The sequence below is a fragment of the Erythrobacter sp. JB1-7 genome (genome assembly GCF_057365015.1).
The window spans coordinates 723124-741240 of the sequence record NZ_CP200291.1 but is presented as its reverse complement, the minus strand read 5'-3'; the positions used below and the strand labels follow the sequence as shown (position 1 = coordinate 741240).

General features: G+C 56.5%; 17 protein-coding genes. 7 read left to right on the top strand and 10 right to left on the bottom strand.

The annotated features are described in order from the left end of the window. Position 1 precedes the first annotated feature (1 nt). Positions 2-1096: a class I SAM-dependent methyltransferase gene (locus AC0V6W_RS03720; protein WP_486147275.1), complete on the bottom strand. Its 1095-nt coding sequence runs from the start codon at positions 1094-1096 to the stop codon at positions 2-4. 5 nt (positions 1097-1101) lie between these two features. After that, complete coding sequence (locus AC0V6W_RS03715) at positions 1102-1452, bottom strand: hypothetical protein (protein WP_486147273.1); 351 nt, start codon at positions 1450-1452, stop codon at positions 1102-1104. A gap of 158 nt (positions 1453-1610) precedes the next feature. Here AC0V6W_RS03715 and AC0V6W_RS03710 point away from each other — a divergent pair, with 158 nt between their 5' ends. From AC0V6W_RS03710 to AC0V6W_RS03695, 4 genes are read left to right on the top strand one after another with little or no spacing between them, the layout of a single operon-like run. After that, on the top strand, positions 1611-2444 hold the full coding sequence (locus tag AC0V6W_RS03710; protein WP_486147271.1) for an isocitrate lyase/PEP mutase family protein: 834 nt from the start codon (positions 1611-1613) through the stop codon (positions 2442-2444). Between the two features lie 40 nt (positions 2445-2484). Continuing rightward, positions 2485-2934, top strand: coding sequence for an alcohol dehydrogenase catalytic domain-containing protein (locus AC0V6W_RS03705; protein ID WP_486147269.1), 450 nt, complete (start codon positions 2485-2487; stop codon positions 2932-2934). 32 nt (positions 2935-2966) lie between these two features. After that, a complete protein-coding gene (locus AC0V6W_RS03700; protein WP_486147267.1) occupies positions 2967-3593 on the top strand; it encodes a zinc-binding dehydrogenase in 627 nt (208 codons plus the stop codon). Positions 3594-3596: 3 nt separating this feature from the next. After that, positions 3597-5000 (top strand): FAD-dependent oxidoreductase, encoded by a 1404-nt coding sequence (locus AC0V6W_RS03695; RefSeq protein ID WP_486147265.1) that lies wholly within the window; start codon positions 3597-3599, stop codon positions 4998-5000. 18 nt (positions 5001-5018) lie between these two features. On the opposite strand, the gene AC0V6W_RS03690 is transcribed toward AC0V6W_RS03695, so the two are convergent. From AC0V6W_RS03690 to AC0V6W_RS03655, 8 genes are all read right to left on the bottom strand, one after another. Continuing rightward, positions 5019-5810: an IclR family transcriptional regulator domain-containing protein gene (locus AC0V6W_RS03690; protein ID WP_486147263.1), complete on the bottom strand. Its 792-nt coding sequence runs from the start codon at positions 5808-5810 to the stop codon at positions 5019-5021. Between the two features lie 120 nt (positions 5811-5930). Then, positions 5931-7160 carry a methylaspartate ammonia-lyase gene (locus AC0V6W_RS03685; RefSeq protein WP_486147261.1) on the bottom strand — a complete coding sequence of 410 codons (1230 nt, stop codon included), beginning with the start codon at positions 7158-7160 and terminating at the stop codon, positions 5931-5933. Between the two features lie 106 nt (positions 7161-7266). Then, positions 7267-7797, bottom strand: a complete 531-nt coding sequence (locus AC0V6W_RS03680; RefSeq protein ID WP_486147259.1) for a PepSY domain-containing protein — start codon at positions 7795-7797, stop codon at positions 7267-7269. 19 nt (positions 7798-7816) lie between these two features. After that, complete coding sequence (locus AC0V6W_RS03675; RefSeq protein WP_486147257.1) at positions 7817-11089, bottom strand: WD40/YVTN/BNR-like repeat-containing protein; 3273 nt, start codon at positions 11087-11089, stop codon at positions 7817-7819. Positions 11090-11238: 149 nt separating this feature from the next. Continuing rightward, on the bottom strand, positions 11239-12588 hold the full coding sequence (locus AC0V6W_RS03670; protein ID WP_486147255.1) for an alkaline phosphatase PhoX: 1350 nt from the start codon (positions 12586-12588) through the stop codon (positions 11239-11241). Positions 12589-12623: 35 nt separating this feature from the next. Further along, a complete protein-coding gene (locus tag AC0V6W_RS03665; protein WP_486147253.1) occupies positions 12624-13910 on the bottom strand; it encodes an ABC transporter permease in 1287 nt (428 codons plus the stop codon). After that, positions 13910-14650, bottom strand: coding sequence for an ABC transporter ATP-binding protein (locus tag AC0V6W_RS03660; RefSeq protein WP_486147251.1), 741 nt, complete (start codon positions 14648-14650; stop codon positions 13910-13912). The genes AC0V6W_RS03665 and AC0V6W_RS03660 overlap by 1 nt, the downstream gene beginning before the upstream one ends. 2 nt (positions 14651-14652) lie before the next feature. Beyond that, on the bottom strand, positions 14653-15879 hold the full coding sequence (locus AC0V6W_RS03655) for an efflux RND transporter periplasmic adaptor subunit (RefSeq protein ID WP_486147249.1): 1227 nt from the start codon (positions 15877-15879) through the stop codon (positions 14653-14655). A 113-nt stretch (positions 15880-15992) separates the two neighbouring features. On the opposite strand from AC0V6W_RS03655, the gene AC0V6W_RS03650 reads away from it, so the two are divergent. From AC0V6W_RS03650 to AC0V6W_RS03640, 3 genes are all read left to right on the top strand, one after another. Then, positions 15993-16382: a thiol-disulfide oxidoreductase DCC family protein gene (locus tag AC0V6W_RS03650; RefSeq protein ID WP_486147247.1), complete on the top strand. Its 390-nt coding sequence runs from the start codon at positions 15993-15995 to the stop codon at positions 16380-16382. 60 nt (positions 16383-16442) lie between these two features. Beyond that, entirely contained in the window at positions 16443-17612 is a 1170-nt protein-coding gene (locus tag AC0V6W_RS03645) for an alpha-hydroxy-acid oxidizing protein (protein WP_486147245.1), read from the top strand. A 206-nt stretch (positions 17613-17818) separates the two neighbouring features. Further along, on the top strand, positions 17819-17941 hold the full coding sequence (locus AC0V6W_RS03640) for a hypothetical protein (protein ID WP_486147243.1): 123 nt from the start codon (positions 17819-17821) through the stop codon (positions 17939-17941). Positions 17942-18117: the final 176 nt, after the last annotated feature.

Sequence of the window (18117 nt, the reverse complement as noted above, 5' to 3'; positions counted from 1 at the left end):
ACTAGGCTGGCTTGCGCGCGATCAGCGATTGCAGGAATGGATTGGCAAGCGCAGGCCCAGGCTCCACAACAAAGCCAGCCGCTTCGATTATCCCTCTGAAATCAGATGCCACGAACGCCGGCGAATACGGCTCGCAATTGTCGCGGCTGTCATTGTCGATCATGAAGCGGTGGCCATCGCTGACTTTCATCGCTTCATTGTTGTTCGGGAATTCATAGATCGAAAAGACCCCGCCAGGGCGAAGCACTCGGAAAGTCTCGGCGATGATTTCCTTCATCTTTTTGACCGGCACTTCGTGGAATAGAATATACGACAAGACCATATCAAACTGGCCATCCGCAAATCCGCTATCCTCAGCCAAGGCCTGTTTGAAATGCACGTCCTTGCCGCGATTGGTCGCGCGCATATGGGCGTATTTGATGAGCGGCAGACCGACATCAAGACCCCAGACCTCAGCATCGGGATAGAGGTCTTTCAGCACCGTTGTGGCTTGTCCGATTGAGCACCCGATATCGAGCACATTGGCTATTTTGCCATCAGCAGGTTTGGTGGCTTTTTCGGCAAGCTCGATATGAAGCTCATCCTGATCGTTAAAGCCTTCGTAGAAAATCTTGGTGCCATAGTGGAAGACCGGGCCGCCAATGGGATCGTCGGTGTATCCTCCCGGCTGACAATGAATTTCGCAGCGCGTGTATTTGGGCGGCTCAAAGTCCGGATCATAATGGATATTGCCCGGATTGGCTTTTTCGGCCGCTTCCATTTCTTCGAGCAATTGGTCCCCTTTGCGCAGCAGGCTTTTGCGCGTGCCGCGCCACATCATTTCCTGCTGGGACCGGACAAAGCGCTGCCAGGTCGGTGTGAATGGCACTTTGGCAAATACTTGCTTTACCTGATCCAGCGGAATGTCTGAACCATCGTCTGGCCGGGCAACTTCGCCCGCCTTGATCGCTCGCTCCAGTTCCGCCTCACCATTGGCGGCCATAACGGGAAAGCCGCGCTGGATCGCGAATTTGCGGAACGAGGTTACGAACTCAAGATAGCTTTCATCCGCCAGTTTCGTGGGACGGGGAAGGATGCCGATTGTACCGCGATCCATGGTGTTCACTCCTGATTATCACCGGCAGGCTGTTCAGCTGCTGCCTGGCCAATATTGTGCGTAGGACGGCGCAAGAATGCGCCAAAAATCTGATCGACAAAAGCATCGCGCTCGCTTGCTCGGCGCTCGATCTCAGCTTGGTCAGGCATGTGCGCCTCGATTTCGTCCGAAACTGAAATGCCCTTTTTCTCGAGAATTTGTTCAAGAACAAGCACACGGTCGTGATGCGACCAGACGGCGGCTGACAGTTCCAGGATTGCGTCAAGGATGTTATCGAACACGACGTTCTCGAAATAAACCCGGCCGCGGCCTGTGATTTCCTCGCCTAGCTCCTTCGGTATGCTTTCATCCATCACTGTGTCTTCCAACTGATCCAGCTCCTTGTCGCTTGATAGCATGAAGTTGGAGTTTGATAGGGGTTTAATCGACCCGGACCGTGTGGTTCATCCGCTTGTTGGATAGCCGCTTCGACCAGACAATGCAGGGGCGAAAGCCGATTGTAAGTGATGTGACCATGCCAAATTCTGATGTCCCAGCACAAAGTTTGAAAGCGCAGCTTGCGCAATCGTCGATCATAACCGCCCCAGGCATTTATGATCACATGAGCCTCTTGATGGCCAAGAAGGCGGGTTTCAAAGCATTCTACGCCTCCGGCTACTGGAATGCGGCATCTGCATTGGGCGAACCGGATGTCGGCATTGCTAGCATGTCCGATTTTCTAGCCATCTTTGCGCGGTTTGCGGCCAAAGCAAATGCTCCGATAATCGCCGATGCGGATACCGGATTTGGCAGTCTCACCAATCTTGATCGCGCAGTACGGGCGTATCAGCGCGCTGGCATCGCAGCGATACAGATTGAAGATCAGGGTTTCCCCAAAATTTGCGGTCATGTGGGAAAAGCGTCCAGCGTTCCGGCCGCCGAAATGGAGCAGCGCGTGCGTGTTGCCATGGATGCGCGCGCCGATGGCGATATGCTCATCATCGCGCGCACGGATGCACGGCGAACCGAGGGGCTGGAGGCCGCCATTGACCGGTTGCACGCATACAGTGCCGCTGGCGCTGATATTCTTTTCCTGGAAGGCCCTCAGAATGAAGAGGAAATCGCGGTCGCAGCGAGCGCACTTGATAAACCGTTATTGCTGAACGCAGCGCATGGTGGTGTGACGCCAATCCTGTCGTCGCAGCGTTATGAAGAATTGGGTGCCAAGCTGGTCATTTACCCCGCAGGAGCCCCCTTAGCGCGGCGCATGCGGCGCAGAATTTTTACGAGGCGCTTGCCAATGGCGATCCCAACACCGACCATAGGGCAATGTTTGATTTCACCGAAATGTCCCGGCTTCTCGGCATGAATGACGTTGTTGAATTTCAAGCTCGCCATGGAGCTGCGTAATGCCGCGCAAGGTTCTCGCCGCGATATCAAATGGCGGGGGCGCGCCTCCCGTTATTGAGCCGCTTATGCTCGATGATCCTGCACCTGATGAATTGGTGATTGAGGTCAAGGCAGCAGGCATTTGCCACACTGATATCGGCATTGCCCAATGGTCTGCCAATCCGCGCGTTTTTGGTCATGAGGGCGCTGGTATCGTCGCGGAAATAGGCAGCGAGGTTACCGATTTTGCCATCGGCGACCGCGTGGCTGCCACTTTCGGGTTTTGCGGAGAATGCTCCGTTTGCGGGTCAGGCAGGCCGGCTTATTGTGTCGATGGCATCGCGCTCAATATCGAAGGTTCGCGCGCGGCGGGCAGGCCGAGCTACACCAGACCTGATGGAGCGCCCCTATCCGAGCCTGTCGGCGGCGCTTTTTTCAGCAAAGCTGCTTTGCCACCCATGCAATTGTGACCGCGCGCAACATTGTCAAAATCCCGGATACGATGAGTTTTGTACAAGCCGCGCCATTTGGATGCGGGGTGCAAACGGGCGCTGGCGCTGTGTTCAACCAATTGGGCTTGAAGGCAGGCTTTCCCCTGGCAGTCATCGGTTGCGGCGCGGTGGGTCTGTCCGCGATATTGGCGGGGCGCATTGTGGGCTGCGATCCGATCATTGCTTTCGATCTTGTGCAGGAAAGATGCGACGTCGCCCGTCAAATGGGTGCGGATTATACCTTTACTGGCGACATCGCAGCCTCAATCCGATCTGTAGTTCCCGAAGGGGTCGCAGCTGTGCTCGATACGGCGGGCGCTCAGGCGACGTTCGAACAATCGCTGCACAGCTTGCGGCCCGGCGGATCTTTGGGTGTTCTGACCATTCCTGGCGAGTTTGAAGATCCCGTGCCTCACCCCGGCGGTTTGCCATTCATGACAACCAATATCATCGGCATAATCGAAGGCGACAGCGTGCCCGAGACTTTCCTGCCATACCTGTTCGAATTGTTCGAAAGCGGGAGATTGCCGATTGATGAACTGATCGAAACATTTGCGTTCGAAGACATCGCCGATGCGTTCGAGGCGATGAAGAATAACCGTGTCATCAAGCCTGTGCTTACATTTGGAGCAAGCTGAACAATGGATGCGATTGCAGTTGTAAAGACCGATGCGGTCGATACGATAATGGACATTCCTGTCATTGTCGTTGGAGGAGGAGGCACTGGCTTGTGCGCTGCACTGGCCGTGCGCGATGCGGGGGTTGATGTGCTGGTCGTTGAACAAGATCGCCAGCCGCTTGGCACCACGTCCATGTCGACCGGTCTGATCCCGGCTTGCGGCAGCGCTATTCAAACGAGTGCAGGTGTTGAAGACAGCGTGGATCTGTTTGCAGGGGATATCGCCGCCAAAACAAAAGGGCTGATTGATACGGCGATGGTGCGCAACATCGTTTCAGAATCGGCGGCAACAATCGACTGGCTAGCGGGAAAACACGGCCTCGATCTAAGCCTTGTCGATGGCTTTACATACCCCGGACACTCAGTGCGCCGTATGCATGGAATGCCTAGCCGGTCAGGGGGTGAATTGATGGGCGCATTGTATGCCGCATGCGAAAGTGCAGGTGTCGACTTTTTCACCGAAAGCACTGTGAACCGCCTGTTCGTAAACCAGGAAGAGCAAGTTATCGCAGTGGGGTGCACAAGGCCCGATGGCTCTGAGGACGTGATCGGCTGCGGGGCTTTGATCCTTGCCTGCTGCGGATTTGCCGGCAATCAGGCCATGGTATCTGAGCTAATTCCCGAACTTGAGCATGCGACTTTTCACGGTCACCCCGGCAATAAAGGGCATGCGATTGAATGGGGCCGGGCGCTTGGCGCTGCGATGGCAGATATCGCTTCATACCAAGGTCATGCCGGCCTTGCGGCTGGATATGGCATTCCGATCCTTTGGCCTTTAATCGTTGAGGGCGGCGTGCAAGTGAACCGCGCAGGAAAGCGGTTCTCCAACGAAGCGGCAGGATATTCCGAACAGGCTGTCGAAGTTTTAAAACAAGACAGCCATGTCGCCTGGAGCATTTATGATGAGCGCCGCCACAAAGTCATGGAGCAGTTTGACGATTACCAGCAGGCGATGTCAGCTGGCTGTTTGAAAGTGGCAGATGACATTGGCGATCTTGCCGCTCAGACAGGAATAGACCCCGCCGGGCTTCAAGCCACAATCGAGGACACATGGATGCATGTGGATAGCAGCGAGCCCGATGAATTTGGGCGGAGTTTCGCGGGGAAAGCGAAGCTTGCGGCACCTTTTTACGCCGTGAAAGTCACTGGAGCCCTGTTTCACACTCAAGGCGGATTGGAAGTGGATGAAAACGCCCGCGTCCTTCGCACCGATCGCAAATCGTTTCCCAATCTCTATGCGGGCGGAGGGGCTGCACGCGGCATATCGGGGCCGGGCGCAGATGGGTATCTGGCAGGCAATGGACTTATGACGGCCACGACTTTGGGGCGATTGGCCGGCACGCATTCAGCCAGTATAGCGGGGTAATTGCAATTTCCGTTCGCTTCAGGCGAATTGCTTAATGCCAAGGCCTTGACTGATTTTCTCGGCGGTTTCCTGCATCATTGGCAGAAATTCGCCAGCAGCTTCATTGGGTTTGATCGCAGAAGCAAAATAAATGAGCGCCATCGAACCCACCAATTTGCGATCCTGATCGAACATTGGGACGGCCAATGAAGAGGTTTTACCCGGTTCAAAATTATGCTGATTGCGCGCTTGTAAGGCGTATCCCGCTTCTTTGATTTTTCCCAGCGCCACGCCGTCGGACAAAAGCAGAAGGCCGGTTTGCGCCGCTTCGCTGTCGGTTGCCTCGAACGCGTCTTTAATCATCTCGCGTTCCGTTTCTTCACAATTTGCAAGATACGCTTTTCCGGTCGCGCATTCGGAGATTGGAAGCGTAAAGCCGGGGTAATAATTCGTGAAAGTGAGCGAGGTCATTTTGTGAGTGGATTCGCGCACCATCATGCGCGTTCCAACCCGGGTGGCGAGCGAGATCGGCCAGCCGACTTTCTGGCACAATTCTTCCATATGCGGACGCGCTTGAGCGGCGAGCTCATCTTCCTGCTGGAAGCCTGTCGCCAGCGACTGGACAAGCGATGTGACGCGGTATTTCTTGCGCCCCACTTCGCGTTCGATCAAACCTTCATGCATCAAGGTTTGAACAACCCTGCATGCGGTTGCATAAGGCACATCAGCGCTGCGCGAAATGCCCATCAATGTAATCGGTCCATCGCGGCTAACCGCTGATAGCACGGCGAAACCCCGGCTGATGGCCCGAACTGGTACGCCTCTTTCCATATCTACCTCATCTGTCCGATGTTTGGGTACGGGTTTTGAGCGTAGCGCACAAGTTTTATGACAGTTTTGTGTGTCCAATTTTTCGGACGGTGATGCAAGCTTACCGCGCTTTTGAGGCGGTCATCCCTGGCGTTTGATTGTCGCTAAAGCACGGCTTTGTTCATTGCCGACAATGCAGATTGCCTCATCAACGCCCATACCGGGCTTCGCCAGCATCATATCCGCCTGCATCGCCAGCGCCACATGCACACATGCTCTTGCGGAAAGATCGGTTTCCGCGCTGGTTCCGCCGCAATATGCTCCAATGCCTGCTTTTTTGGCGTATTGAATTGCATGGGCTGTATCCAGCACGCTGCCAACGTCCGGGGTCTTAATCTGGACGATATGCGCAGCTTTCGCATCGCAGAAATCGCGAATATCGCGCAAAGTGTTGCAGTGTTCGTCTGCTACGACTTTTGCTGACGTGCCCAGTCTATCCATTTCGGCGACTATCTCGGCAAACTTGTCGATTTGTTTTTGCCTGTCGCCGTAATCAACCGGACTTTCGATTTGCAGATCAAAGCCGGGAACCCGGTCCGCGCATCGCGCGATAAACTGCGCGACTTCGGCCGGCTCATCGCTGAAACCAAGGCCAACCCAGCCATACAGGTCAAAATGCAGCGCCGGGCGATAGTCACTGCCGCCCAGCTGGTCTGCGCGGTGTGCGACCCATTCGGCATATTCGACAAAGGTCGCGCCATTGGGGCCGAATTTTTCGGCTGAATTGATGAGCCCATGCGGGAGAATATCGACCTTCTTCAACACCATCTTGTCGACATTTAATCGCCGATCATCACCGCTTTGCGCGAAAATGGAGATGGGGGCGGTTGGCAAGGAGCGATCGAAGATATCGCAAACCACCTCAGCCATTGTGCATCGCTGCGCCAGAGCCGCCGCGCTGAGCAAGGCCTGACTGACGCCGTATTTGATCGCAATCGGCAAGCTCTCGTTCCGGTCAAGAACCGCTTCGCAATTGGCCCTGGCGGTAGCTGGATCGCGGCCAATGAGGTGCGGGGTGATATCGGCCGCGACGATTTGTGCGATTTTCTCCGGATCGAACAGCGGATCACGCCCCGCTGCACCGGAATACTGGACACTGACCATATCGCCCCAGGCAACCGCGCCATCATCCAGCACCAACCCAATGCTCAGCGCAGTGGCAGGTTGCCGGACGTGGGTGAAGCCCGGCGTTACTGGCTTGCCCGTATAGTTGAAACCGTCTTGGCCTGCGCCGGCTCTGATGGCGGCCTGATCGTCATAAAAGAACGACCCCATCGCAGGGGCAAGGATCAGATCAGTGATTTGCGGCATTGGGCAATTCCAGTGGTGCGGTGATGGGGTCGGCTGCCGCGCTGCCGCCTTTCTCACCCGTAAGTGATCGCAAAGCTGCGTTTATCCGGCAGGTGATGAGCGGCAATCAGCCTGTACCTTTACTGCGTTTCGCCTTTCTTGATTTCGCCATACGCGGCAGCAGGAACAAATAGACCCCGGTGCCCCACATAATCAGCAGCAAAACGCCCGTTGGAAGGAACACATACAGCTTGATCTCATCGGAAAAGAACGAGCCGTCATGGATTGCTTCGATCAGGTCAGAGCGCCTGTAGGCCACTTTCAAAACTTCAGCCGTGTGCGTGTCAACTTGCACTTCCCAGCCTGAATTTGCGCGCAATTTGGCAATGCCCCGGTCAACCCGCAGGTCGATGCGGTCAATGTCCGACCATGCCTGAATACCGGCTTCGGGGTGCTGGCGGGCGGCGTCGAGAATTTGCTCAAACGAAGCGGCGGGCAATTGCGCCTCGACAACTCCGCGAGTGGTGCTGGGCTGGATCCATTCGATCTCTTTTTTCAGCATCAACATTATCCCTGCGCCAATCATTGCCAGCGCTGGAACCAGCACGGCAAGCGAGAGCCAGTAGTGAACCTGACGGAAAAGGCGTTGGGGTTTCATGATGACAAAAGGCGCAAGGTTACGGGATCTTGCTGCCCCGAACCCACGGCGCACCTGCGGCTTGCAAGTCGGCCTCGAAAGCCGGGATGGTCTGATCTGTTAAAGTCATCAGCCGGGCGCGGACCTGGTCAAAATCTGACCTGGCATAGGCCAATTGGTCGCGGTGCGTCTGAGTGGGGCCATAGGTTGATCCGAACAATCCGGTCATGATTTTGCCCAATCGGCTGCGCACGGTTGGCTGAGTTCTTTCGTAAATCGCATTGCGCGCGGCATTGCCGTTCAGCAGTTCATCCAATGCTTCTACTTCGCTGCGGATAGTTTCCAGCCGATTGTCGAACGTGGTTGGATCGCCGCGTTGAACGCGTGATGTCGCCACTGCCAGCAGATTAAGCTTTGTCTTTGCATCAGCCATGGTGCGCGCGGCGGCTGTGACCGACCGGTCAAACGCTGCGATCTGTGCCCAAAATTCATCGGCATCACTCTGCCGCGGCAATGCGCCGGAACGCAGGGGTTTCACCGTGAAAGGCTGCGGCCCAACAAGCTGCGTCGTCTGACCGCGAACCCGCTTCGCCATCGACACAGTGTATTGGCCGGGCGAAACCAGAAAGCCCGACGGTTCGTCACCGCCAGCCGGCGTAACGCTTGCCTCGCTCATATCGGAAAAGCGCAGGTTCCAATTGACGCGGTGAAAGCCTTTCTTGGCTGGTCCTTTGATCCGCCGCACCACATTGCCATCTGCATCGCGCACCGTCAGCCAAATGGCAGGAGCGGTTTCCTGAATCTCCTCAGTGAGCGTTCCGAAATCTGGCAAAGGCGTATCTTGCCCAGCTTTCACGCGGGGTTTCTCGCGTTTTTGACGGTCCTCTTTCAGCGACGAAATGCTGTCAGCCAGATAGTAGGTAAAGTTTGCTCCAAAGGGCGGGTTGGGCGCGCGAAAATATCCATGGCCCTGGCTGCCGCCTGCCGAAAAGGCGAGCGGGTGCTGCTCGATATACCAAAGCGCATCGCGCCCGGGGAACAGCATGGCTTCGGAGTTTAGACTGCTTTGCGACAAAGTTCGCAGCGGCGAGATATCATCGACAATATAGAAACCCCGGCCAAAGCTGGCTGCGACAAGATCGTCCTCGCGTCTTTGAATGGTGACATCGCGGAAAGAAATGGTCGGCGCATCGCCAGACAGCCTCACCCATTTGCGGCCGCCATCAAGGCTGAAGAACAGCGCAAATTCCGTCGCGGCGAACAACAGGTTCGGGTTTTCGTGGTCTTGCACAACACGCCAAACCAGATGGCGCGCAGGGATATTGCTTGCAATGCTGCGCCAAGTGCGCCCGAGATCCGTGCTTTTCAAAAGATACGGTTTGAAGTCGCCATATTTGTGATTGTCGAGCGCTGCATACACTGTGTTTTCGTCAAACAGATCGGCGCGAATGTCATTCACATAAGCGGTGGAGGGAACACCGGGCATCGAGCCGACCTCTACGCGCCGCCACGTTTCGCCGCCATTTTCGGTGATCTGGATCAGACCATCGTCAGTGCCGACATACAGCAGATCTTCGTTCAGCGGGCTTTCCCCGATATTGGCGATCGTGTTGTATTGGCTCATCGCATAGATATCCCAACCCGCATCCCAGCTTTGCTGGCGGCCTTGTACGGGCAGGCGCAGGCGGTTCTGATTGCGCGTCAGGTCAGGTGAGATAGCCCGCCAGCTATCGCCGCGATCATCTGACCGCCAAAGCCGCTGCGAGGCGTGATAAATGCGCGTGGGTTGGTGCTGGCTGACCAGAATGGGCGCATCCCAGTTGAACCGCGGGATATCATCGCCCGGGACAGGCTGCGGCTGGATATGAACCACCTCGCCCGTGATCCGGTCAACGCGCGCCAGATTGCCCTGCTGCCACTGCGCATACATGATATCAGGGTTGCCCGGCTCGGTCGCGGATTGGTGTCCGTCTGCGAACAGAGTGATGAACCAGTCATCATTGCGAATGCCGTGGCGATTATCAGTGCGCGATGGTCCGCCTTGCGAGTTGTTGTCTTGCGTCCCGCCATAGACGAAATAGAACGGCTCGGCATCATCCACTGCAACCTTGTAAAACTGGGTGACGGGCAGATTGCTGATAAAGCGCCATGTCTTGGTATGGTCATAGCTTTCATACAGCCCGCCATCAGAGCCGAACATGATGTAATCAGGATCATCCGGGCGAAACGCGATGGCGTGATCGTCCACATGCTTTAATTCGTTGTTGAGGCCGGACCAGCTTTTGCCGCCGTCATTGGATATCTGGCTGGTGTTGGAGACAAGATAGATGCGGTCGAAATAATGGGGGCTGGCGAAAAGCTCTTGATAGTAATGTGGCCCCGTGCCGCCGCTTACCTGATCGGACATTTTGGCCCAGCTAGATCCGCGATTGTCAGACCGGAAAACGCCGCCTTTGCGCCGGTCCAATTCAATGGCTGCGTAAACGACATCGGGCTGCATGGGGGAAATAGCGAGGCCGATTTTGCCCATATTGCCCTTGGGCAAACCTGTTTTCAGCTCGTCCCAGGTTTCGCCGCCATCCTCGCTGCGCCAAAGCCCGCTTTCCGGCCCGCCGCCCACATAGGCGGCAACGGTGCGCTGGCGTTGCCACATGGCGGCATAAAGGCGATCAGGATTGCGCGGATCGATAATCAGATCGCCTGCGCCCGTAAACTCGCCCGAGGAAAGGACGTTGGCCCAGGTTTCTCCGCCATCGGTGGATTTATAGACCCCGCGCTGGCCGCCCGCAGACCACAGCGGCCCTTGTGCAGCGACCCAGATTGTGTCGGAATCTTCAGGATGGACAATGATTTTGCCAATCCGTTCAGATGTTTCGAGGCCTTTCTTCGTCCAGGTTTTGCCGCCATCTTCGGACAAATACAGCCCATCGCCATAGCCAAGGTGCCGCCCGCCATTGTTCTCGCCCGTACCCACCCAGATGCGGCTGGGATCGCTGGGGTCAAGGCCGAGTGAGCCGATGGAATACGAACCTTGACCATCGAACAGCGAGGTCCAAGTTGTGCCAGCATTTTCGGTTTTCCAAACGCCGCCAGATCCCACCGCGACATACCAGGTCGCCGGGTCATCCTGCACAATCGCGATATCTGCAATCCGGCCTGACATAAACGCAGGGCCGATGCTGCGCAGTTTGAATGCTTCGAACGTTTTTTCAGAAAGAGCGGGCTGCTCATCACCGCTTTCGCTTTGCGCCAAAGCAGGATTGGCAAGTCCGAGCGCCAGAAAAAGACCTACGAAAAATTTGACCACGTTCATTCAATAGCCCCTTAAAACGCGCGCAATGCGTCTTCCCCTGCGCGCGAGGTGCCCGCGCGAAATTTCAGCCTAAAGTCTTTGTTATCCCCGCGCAACGCGCAGCAGCAGGCTTTTTGATCAATGGCGCACAGGACCGGTCAAATTGCCGGTCAAACAGCCCAAGGTCCGGTTATCGCGAGTGTTCGGGCCGGAGCATATGCGTTCACAAAGAACCACTTGCCATCGGGAGAAAAGCACCCGCCGGCAAGCTCTGTCTGCATGTTGAGACGCGCAAAAGCATAAGGAGAGCCCTCAGGCGTGATACCGCGCACATGGTTATCGACCACTTCGGTGTAGGCATCCTCGCAGACGAGCAAATGGCCATTGGGCGCGGCGCACAGATTGTCGCCGAAATTGAACTGGTCGATGCTTTCACTTTCGAAGAACAGCTCGGCCCGGTCTGGCCCATTGCCGCGTCCTGGAACAAGCTGAAAAATCTGCCCAAGCTTTTTGGCCCCGCCGCTGGTTGAGCAAAAGTAGAGATCATCTTCGCCCATATGAATGCCTTCGCCGCGCGCGATGAGCGTAGCGCCCTTGGCCGCTGCACGCAGACGCAGATCATCTTCGGGCGCTTCGACATTATCGAGATCCACCCAGCTCACCTGATAGCTTTGCCTGATCGGCATTGCGGCTGCGTCCCAATTACGCGTGTCTGGCAGGCCTTCGATCACCATCGCTTGTAAGCGGCCACCTGCTGCCAATTGGCCTGGCACTTTGGGGATGAAGCGATAGAGGACGCCATCATCGCGGTCTTCTGTCTGATAGACAAAGCCGGTAAGTGGATCGACGCACGCAGCTTCGTGATTGAAGCGGCCCATGGCGCGTAAGGGGATGGGGTCGATCAGGCCGCTCGCTTTGCCCGGTATTTCAAATGTCCAGCCGTGATTGATGGCAAGGCCGTCGCCATATCTTTGGCCGGGGCCTGTCGGGGCTTCCTCGCATGTCAGCCAGCTGCCCCATGGGGTGACACCGCCTGAACAATTGCGGATCGTCCCGCCCAATGTGCGAAACTGGCGTTTGACCGCAAGCGTTTCGGCATCGAGAACGATATTTGTCGTGCCGCCCGGCGTGTATGCGCCGTTATGTGTGCCAAACCCTTTTGCTATTGGCCCGCCTGCATCATCTGTGGGGATGAGTTCATGATTGCGCACCAGGACAATTTCCGGGCGACCATCTGGCCCTGCGCCGATATCGAGACAGCCCATTCCATCCGCTTTGTCAGGCACAGTGCCGCCGTCGTCCATCCTATCGCCAAAGCGGGAGAGAACCCTGTAAGAAAATCCCTTTGGCAGATCGAGCATGCCCGCAGGATCGGGCTGCAGCGGCCCATAATCAGAAAACCGCACAGCGGCAGGAGCAAGCGCTGCACCGCGTGTCATACACCCGCTGGCAAGCAATGCTGCAAAGGCTGATCCTGTGGCTGCGAGAAACTGACGGCGACCCGCCGGGGGAAGATGCATTGTTTGGTTTCCTATTCAGTCCGCTATTCAGTTCGTTATTCAGTCCGTAGGGCCTCGATGGGAGATAGCCGCGAAGCTCTGACAGCGGGATAGCCGCCAAAAACAAGCCCCAAAAAGGCTGAAAATGCAATGGCGCCAATTGCTGTGCCAATCCCGACAGGCACGGGAAACTCGGCAAAGGCAGTCAGCGCAGCGCCTGCGCCCCAAGCGAGTGCCAGACCAACCCCGCCGCCCAAAACGCACAGCACGGCCGCCTCAACCAGAAATTGGTTGCGAATATCGCTGCGCCTTGCGCCCAAGGCCATGCGCAGCCCAATCTCGCGTGTCCGCTCTGTCACGCTGACAAGCATAATGTTCATGATGCCGATCCCTCCGACGAGCAACGAGATCGAGGCGATGGAGACAAGCACCGATTGCAAAATACCGGTGATGAAATTGCTCTGCTCAACAAATTCCTCGGTCGTGCGAACGGTGAAGGGGGTCGGTTCGCCATCTTCGACGCGGTATCGGTCACTCAAGACTGCAACGATATCATCCTTGCCGCGGGTTAGCGATGCGCTTTCGTTGAAAGCGACGAAGGCAACCTGCAAGTCATCAGGGCCGGGCAGGCTGTCACCTGAGAAGCGCTGGCGCATTGTAGAGATCGGCATGATAAGCGTATCATCGCTGTCATCACCCAATGTTGATCCCTTTTCCTCAAGCAATCCGATGACGACGAAGGGAACACCGTTGACCCGAACGCTTTCGCCGACAGGATCAAATTCGCCGAACAAATCTTCCGCCACGGTGCGGCCGATAACCACGACGCGTGCGGCGGAGCGGACATCGGACTGCGTTATGTAGCGTCCGCGATCAGCCGGATGCGTGGTCACCAATCCATAGCCGGGCGTGGTGCCAACCGCGCTGGTCGATGTGGCGCTTCCGGCGACGACTAGGTCCACGGGTTGCAGCAATTGTGGGGCCAGCGCGCGGATATTGGGCACTTCGTTCTCGATAGCTTTTAGATCGCGCTGGGTGAGGCGCCCGCGTTCCCGCACGCGCCTTGGCGGGCCGGATTCTTCCCCATCATCCGGACGCGGCAAAACAATGGCCATGTTTGAGCCAAACCTGTTTATCGCATTGGTGATCGTCTCTTGCGCGCCGCTGCCCACCGCCACAGCCAAAGTGACAGCAAACACCCCGATAAGCACGCCAAGCATTGTCAGGATTGAACGCAGTAAATTGGTGCGCAGCGCGGTCAAGGCAATCGCGACATTCACCGCCCAGCTGGAGACGAGATTGCGTTTCGGCTTTGCAACCGGGGGAGGGGATGCGGTTGCCATTATGCCGCGATCTCGCTTGCAACCGTGCGGTTCTCAACCAATCGATCCTCAATCACTTTGCCATCGCGAAACTCGATCCGGCGCTTGGCGTGATCGGCAATCTCCCTTTCATGGGTCACTACAATCAAAGTGATGCCCGCTGCATTCAGATCCTCGAACACTTGCATAATATCTACGCTAGTCTTTGAATCGAGCGCGCCCGTCGGCTCGTCTGCCAGCAGCAATAAGGGTTCGGTCACAAGCGCTCTTGCTATGGCCACACGTTGTTGCTGGCCGCCTGACAGCTTGGCGGGCGTGTTAAGCAGCCGCTCGCCAAGGCCCATTTCGACCAGCTTTTGCGTGGCTTTCTCGCGGCGGCTTTTCGTATCGAGCCCCGCATAGATGAGCGGCACCGCAACGTTATCAATCGACGATGTCCGGGCAAGCAGGTTGAATTGCTGAAACACAAATCCAATCTTGGCATTGCGCAAATCAGCCAGAGCATCGCTCGACATTTCGCGGGTCGGGATGCCATCAATCAGCACGTCGCCCTGGCTTGGCACATCAAGGCAGCCAATCATGTTCATGAATGTGGATTTGCCCGATCCGCTTGCGCCCATGATCGCGACATATTCACCGCGTTCTATTGTCAGCGATACGTCATTGACCGCGTGAATGGTCTCTCCGCCCAAAGTGTAGGTTTTGACGAGCCCGCGGGTTTCAACGAGCGGCTGCGTGCTGCTGGGTGAAGCATTGGCCACGATTAACCGCCATCATCGCTTTTATCGCGTGATCGGACCAGCACTTGCGATCCCTCGGCCAAGCCGTCTTTGACTTCGACAAAATCCTCACCTTTAAGCCCTGTGGTGATGGCCTGCCGCGTGGGTTGGTATGGCTCTTCGCCGGGCAGCCAGACGGTCACTTTATCGCGCGTCTCGTTGTCCTTGTCGTCCTCATCGGTGGGCCGATCCGCTTCCAGCGGCAAAAACCGCGTCGCAGCGACTGGCACGCGCAGCACATCGTCTTTCTGGCCAGTGATAATATCGACATTCGCCGTCATCCCGGTGAGCAGCAGCCCGTTGATGTTATCAACGTCAAGGATCACCAGATAACTCACCGCGCTTTGACCCTGAGTTGCCGATTGGCGGATTTGCTGCACTTTTGCGACGAAGATTTCATCGGGATAGCTATCGACCGTAAAGCGCACATCCTGACCTTCGCGCACTTGGCCAATATCGGCCTCATCCACGGCGGCTTCGACTTGCATACGGCTTGTGTCAGCCGCGATTGTGAACAGGTTGGGCGTTTGAAAACTGGCGGCAACCGTGGTGCCCGGTTCCACCAGCTTGTCGATCACCACGCCGCCAGTGGGCGCAATAATGCGAGTGCGCGACAGATCCAGTTCGGCAGAGCGCAGGCTGGCAAGGCTTTGCGCGATCTGGGCGCGCGCGCTCTGCGCCTGAGCCAAAGCTGTGCTGAGCGATGCCTTGGCCGCGACCAGCGCATTTTCCGCCTGATCGCGGCCAGCGCTGGATACAAACCCTTTTTCCGCAAGCTCTGCGCGCCGATCAAATTCGCGTGTTTGCACATCGACATCAGTGCGCGCGCGGATGATGGCAGCTTCGGCCTGGGCAAGGCTGGCGCGGGCCAGATCAACCTGCGCGCGGGCCTGCGTCACCTGAGCGCGGGGACGAGTGGGGTCAATTTGCGCAAGCAATTGCCCTTTTTCGACAGGCGAATTGAAATCGACATATACTGCGGTGATCTGGCCGGAAACTTCTGCGCCAACATTGATTGTGTTCAAAGCGCGCAATGTCCCGCTGGCAGAGACGACGCGGATAACTTCGCCGCGTGACACCTCATCGCGTTCGTATTCGTAGTCACGCTCACCGGTGAATAGAAAACTGGCTGCTATCAAAAGCGCGATAATCGCGATGAAGGCTGTGATAAAAGGATGGCGTTTTATCCAGCCAAATATGCTTTGCATCATTGCCCCTTTACCGCCGGACCGCCCCTGCATCGCCGCGCGCCGCAATATTGGCGGCGGCGCTGCGTGCGCGCAAGCCTTGAATTCGAAAGGGTAAGGCGCACATCCGCTTTGCTATGAAGGGCAAAGACAAAACGACCAATGACGTGGCGCGCGATGCCAAGCGGCTCAAAGTCTGGTTCGATGGAGCGTGCCCGCTGTGCCAGCGCGAAATAAGCCTGATGCGCAGACTTGATCGGAATAGCGCGATTGATTTTGTCGATGTCTCTGAAAATGGCGATCCATCCTGTCCGGTCAATCAGGCCGACCTGCTGGCGCGCTTTCATGCTGAGGAAAATGGCAAAGTGTTGAGCGGCGCTGCTGCCTTCGCCGCCATGTGGCGCTCAATTCCGTTGCTTCGTCCTTTGGGGCTTGCGGCGCGCAATGGGCTTGTTCTCAAGTTGCTTGAGCGTTTGTACGTCCTGTTCCTCAAGGTTCGCCCTCAATTGCAGCGCTTGGTCAGCTAAAACCGCTTGCCCTTGCTGGCCTGTTGCGCTCAACCTTGCCGCAAACAGGAGAGGCGATCGATGACCTATTTTGGCGCGATGCAGAACGCGATTTACAATGCCGGTCTAAAAGGCGTGTTGCCCGAATATCCGGTGGATTTTGCGACATTGGAAGCGCGCGCACACGAAGCGCTGGGCCCCATGATGACCAATTACGTCGCTGGTGGTTGCGGCGATGAGTACACGCAGGACACCAATGCCAGCGCGTTTCACCATTGGGGCATGATCCCCAGAATGATGGTTGATTGCGAAAGCCGCGATCTGTCGATTGAGCTGTTTGGCGACACCTATCACAGCCCGTTATTTATGGCGCCGATTGGTCTGAACGGCGAAGCATCGCAGGATCGCCATGGCGATATCGCCGCAGCGAAAGCGTCTGCGGCCACGGGCGTCCCGTTTTGCGCTTCAACATTGTCCAATGATCCGCTGGAGGATGTGAAACAGGCCTGCGCCGATACGCCCGCATGGTTCCAGCTTTACACTTCGAGAAACAAGGATGTGGCCACAAGCATGATCCGACGGGCAGAGGCGGCGGGTTATAAAGCGCTGGTGGTCACTTTGGATACATGGGTCACAGGCTGGCGACCGCGCGATTTGAACGCGTCCAACTTTCCGCAATTGCGCGGCAAGGTTTTGCAGAATTATTTTACCGATCCAGAATTTCTCAAGCTTCTTCCCAAACCCCCCGAAGAAGACCCCGAGACCGCCATCATGATCTGGGCAGGCACATTTGGACAAGTGCTGACCTGGGACGATATCGCCTGGTTCAAATCAGTCACTGATCTACCGATAGTGCTGAAAGGGATATGTCATCCTGATGATGCTCGAAAAGCGGCCGATCACGGGGCCGATGCGATTTATTGCTCCAACCATGGCGGACGGCAAGCCAATGGCGGGATAGCGACGATTGATCTGTTGGCTGACGTTGTGGCAGCTGCAGGCGATCTGCCGGTTTTGTTTGACAGCGGTATCCGATCCGGCACCGATGCCATCAAGGCAATAGCATTGGGCGCGGCAGCGGTGGGGGTAGGGCGGCCTTACACCTATGGCCTGGCTTTGGGCGGAGCTGAAGGTGCGGCATTTGTGCTCAATTCAATTCTGGCCGAGGCGGATTTGCTGATGGCGGTGAATGGTTACCCAACATTGGCTGACGTGCGCGCAGCAGGAGCAGTGCGAACCGACCGTAAATGATTGGCTGCGAATTCGCGTCATAATCTTGCGCGGCTTTGAATCATTTGGGTTGATTGGGAATCTGGCGAAGATGTAAAATTTCGCCTTAGTTCAAATCCATGCTTAGTTTTCCACAGATTCAGTGTTACGTAACATCCCTAACAAGACGCAGAATCGGGGACGCGAAAATGGAAAAACCAACGATTTGGTCCAGCGGACCAGACTGCATGGGTCGCACCATGTGCCTGCACGATGAAAACGCCCGCCGTGCGCGCTATGGCCGTATCAGGCCGATGGCCGCGCGCAGCACTTTGATGAATGCGCTTTCGCGTTGGATGCCGCTCGGCTGAAAAGTGCTGGTATGCCTTAGCTTAGGCAGGCGCGATTGCGGACTTTACCTCCGCTAACCTACCCAAAGGCGCTGTGGGTGAAGGCGCGCGCCAGAATACACAAGCCCAGCCCTACCGACAAATTTTAATGGATTGTAACTTTGTTGCGCGACCGCTAAATCAGCGCGGTCACCTGC

Coding starts and splice junctions, on each gene's coding strand:
- AC0V6W_RS03720 (WP_486147275.1), bottom strand. CDS start 1,096: ATGGATCGCGGTACAATCGGCATCCTTCCCCGTCCCACGAAACTGGCG.
- AC0V6W_RS03710 (WP_486147271.1), top strand. CDS start 1,611: ATGCCAAATTCTGATGTCCCAGCACAAAGTTTGAAAGCGCAGCTTGCG.
- AC0V6W_RS03705 (WP_486147269.1), top strand. CDS start 2,485: ATGCCGCGCAAGGTTCTCGCCGCGATATCAAATGGCGGGGGCGCGCCT.
- AC0V6W_RS03700 (WP_486147267.1), top strand. CDS start 2,967: ATGAGTTTTGTACAAGCCGCGCCATTTGGATGCGGGGTGCAAACGGGC.
- AC0V6W_RS03695 (WP_486147265.1), top strand. CDS start 3,597: ATGGATGCGATTGCAGTTGTAAAGACCGATGCGGTCGATACGATAATG.
- AC0V6W_RS03690 (WP_486147263.1), bottom strand. CDS start 5,810: ATGGAAAGAGGCGTACCAGTTCGGGCCATCAGCCGGGGTTTCGCCGTG.
- AC0V6W_RS03685 (WP_486147261.1), bottom strand. CDS start 7,160: ATGCCGCAAATCACTGATCTGATCCTTGCCCCTGCGATGGGGTCGTTC.
- AC0V6W_RS03680 (WP_486147259.1), bottom strand. CDS start 7,797: ATGAAACCCCAACGCCTTTTCCGTCAGGTTCACTACTGGCTCTCGCTT.
- AC0V6W_RS03675 (WP_486147257.1), bottom strand. CDS start 11,089: ATGAACGTGGTCAAATTTTTCGTAGGTCTTTTTCTGGCGCTCGGACTT.
- AC0V6W_RS03670 (WP_486147255.1), bottom strand. CDS start 12,588: ATGCATCTTCCCCCGGCGGGTCGCCGTCAGTTTCTCGCAGCCACAGGA.
- AC0V6W_RS03665 (WP_486147253.1), bottom strand. CDS start 13,910: ATGGCAACCGCATCCCCTCCCCCGGTTGCAAAGCCGAAACGCAATCTC.
- AC0V6W_RS03655 (WP_486147249.1), bottom strand. CDS start 15,879: ATGATGCAAAGCATATTTGGCTGGATAAAACGCCATCCTTTTATCACA.
- AC0V6W_RS03650 (WP_486147247.1), top strand. CDS start 15,993: ATGAAGGGCAAAGACAAAACGACCAATGACGTGGCGCGCGATGCCAAG.
- AC0V6W_RS03645 (WP_486147245.1), top strand. CDS start 16,443: ATGACCTATTTTGGCGCGATGCAGAACGCGATTTACAATGCCGGTCTA.
- AC0V6W_RS03640 (WP_486147243.1), top strand. CDS start 17,819: ATGGGTCGCACCATGTGCCTGCACGATGAAAACGCCCGCCGTGCGCGC.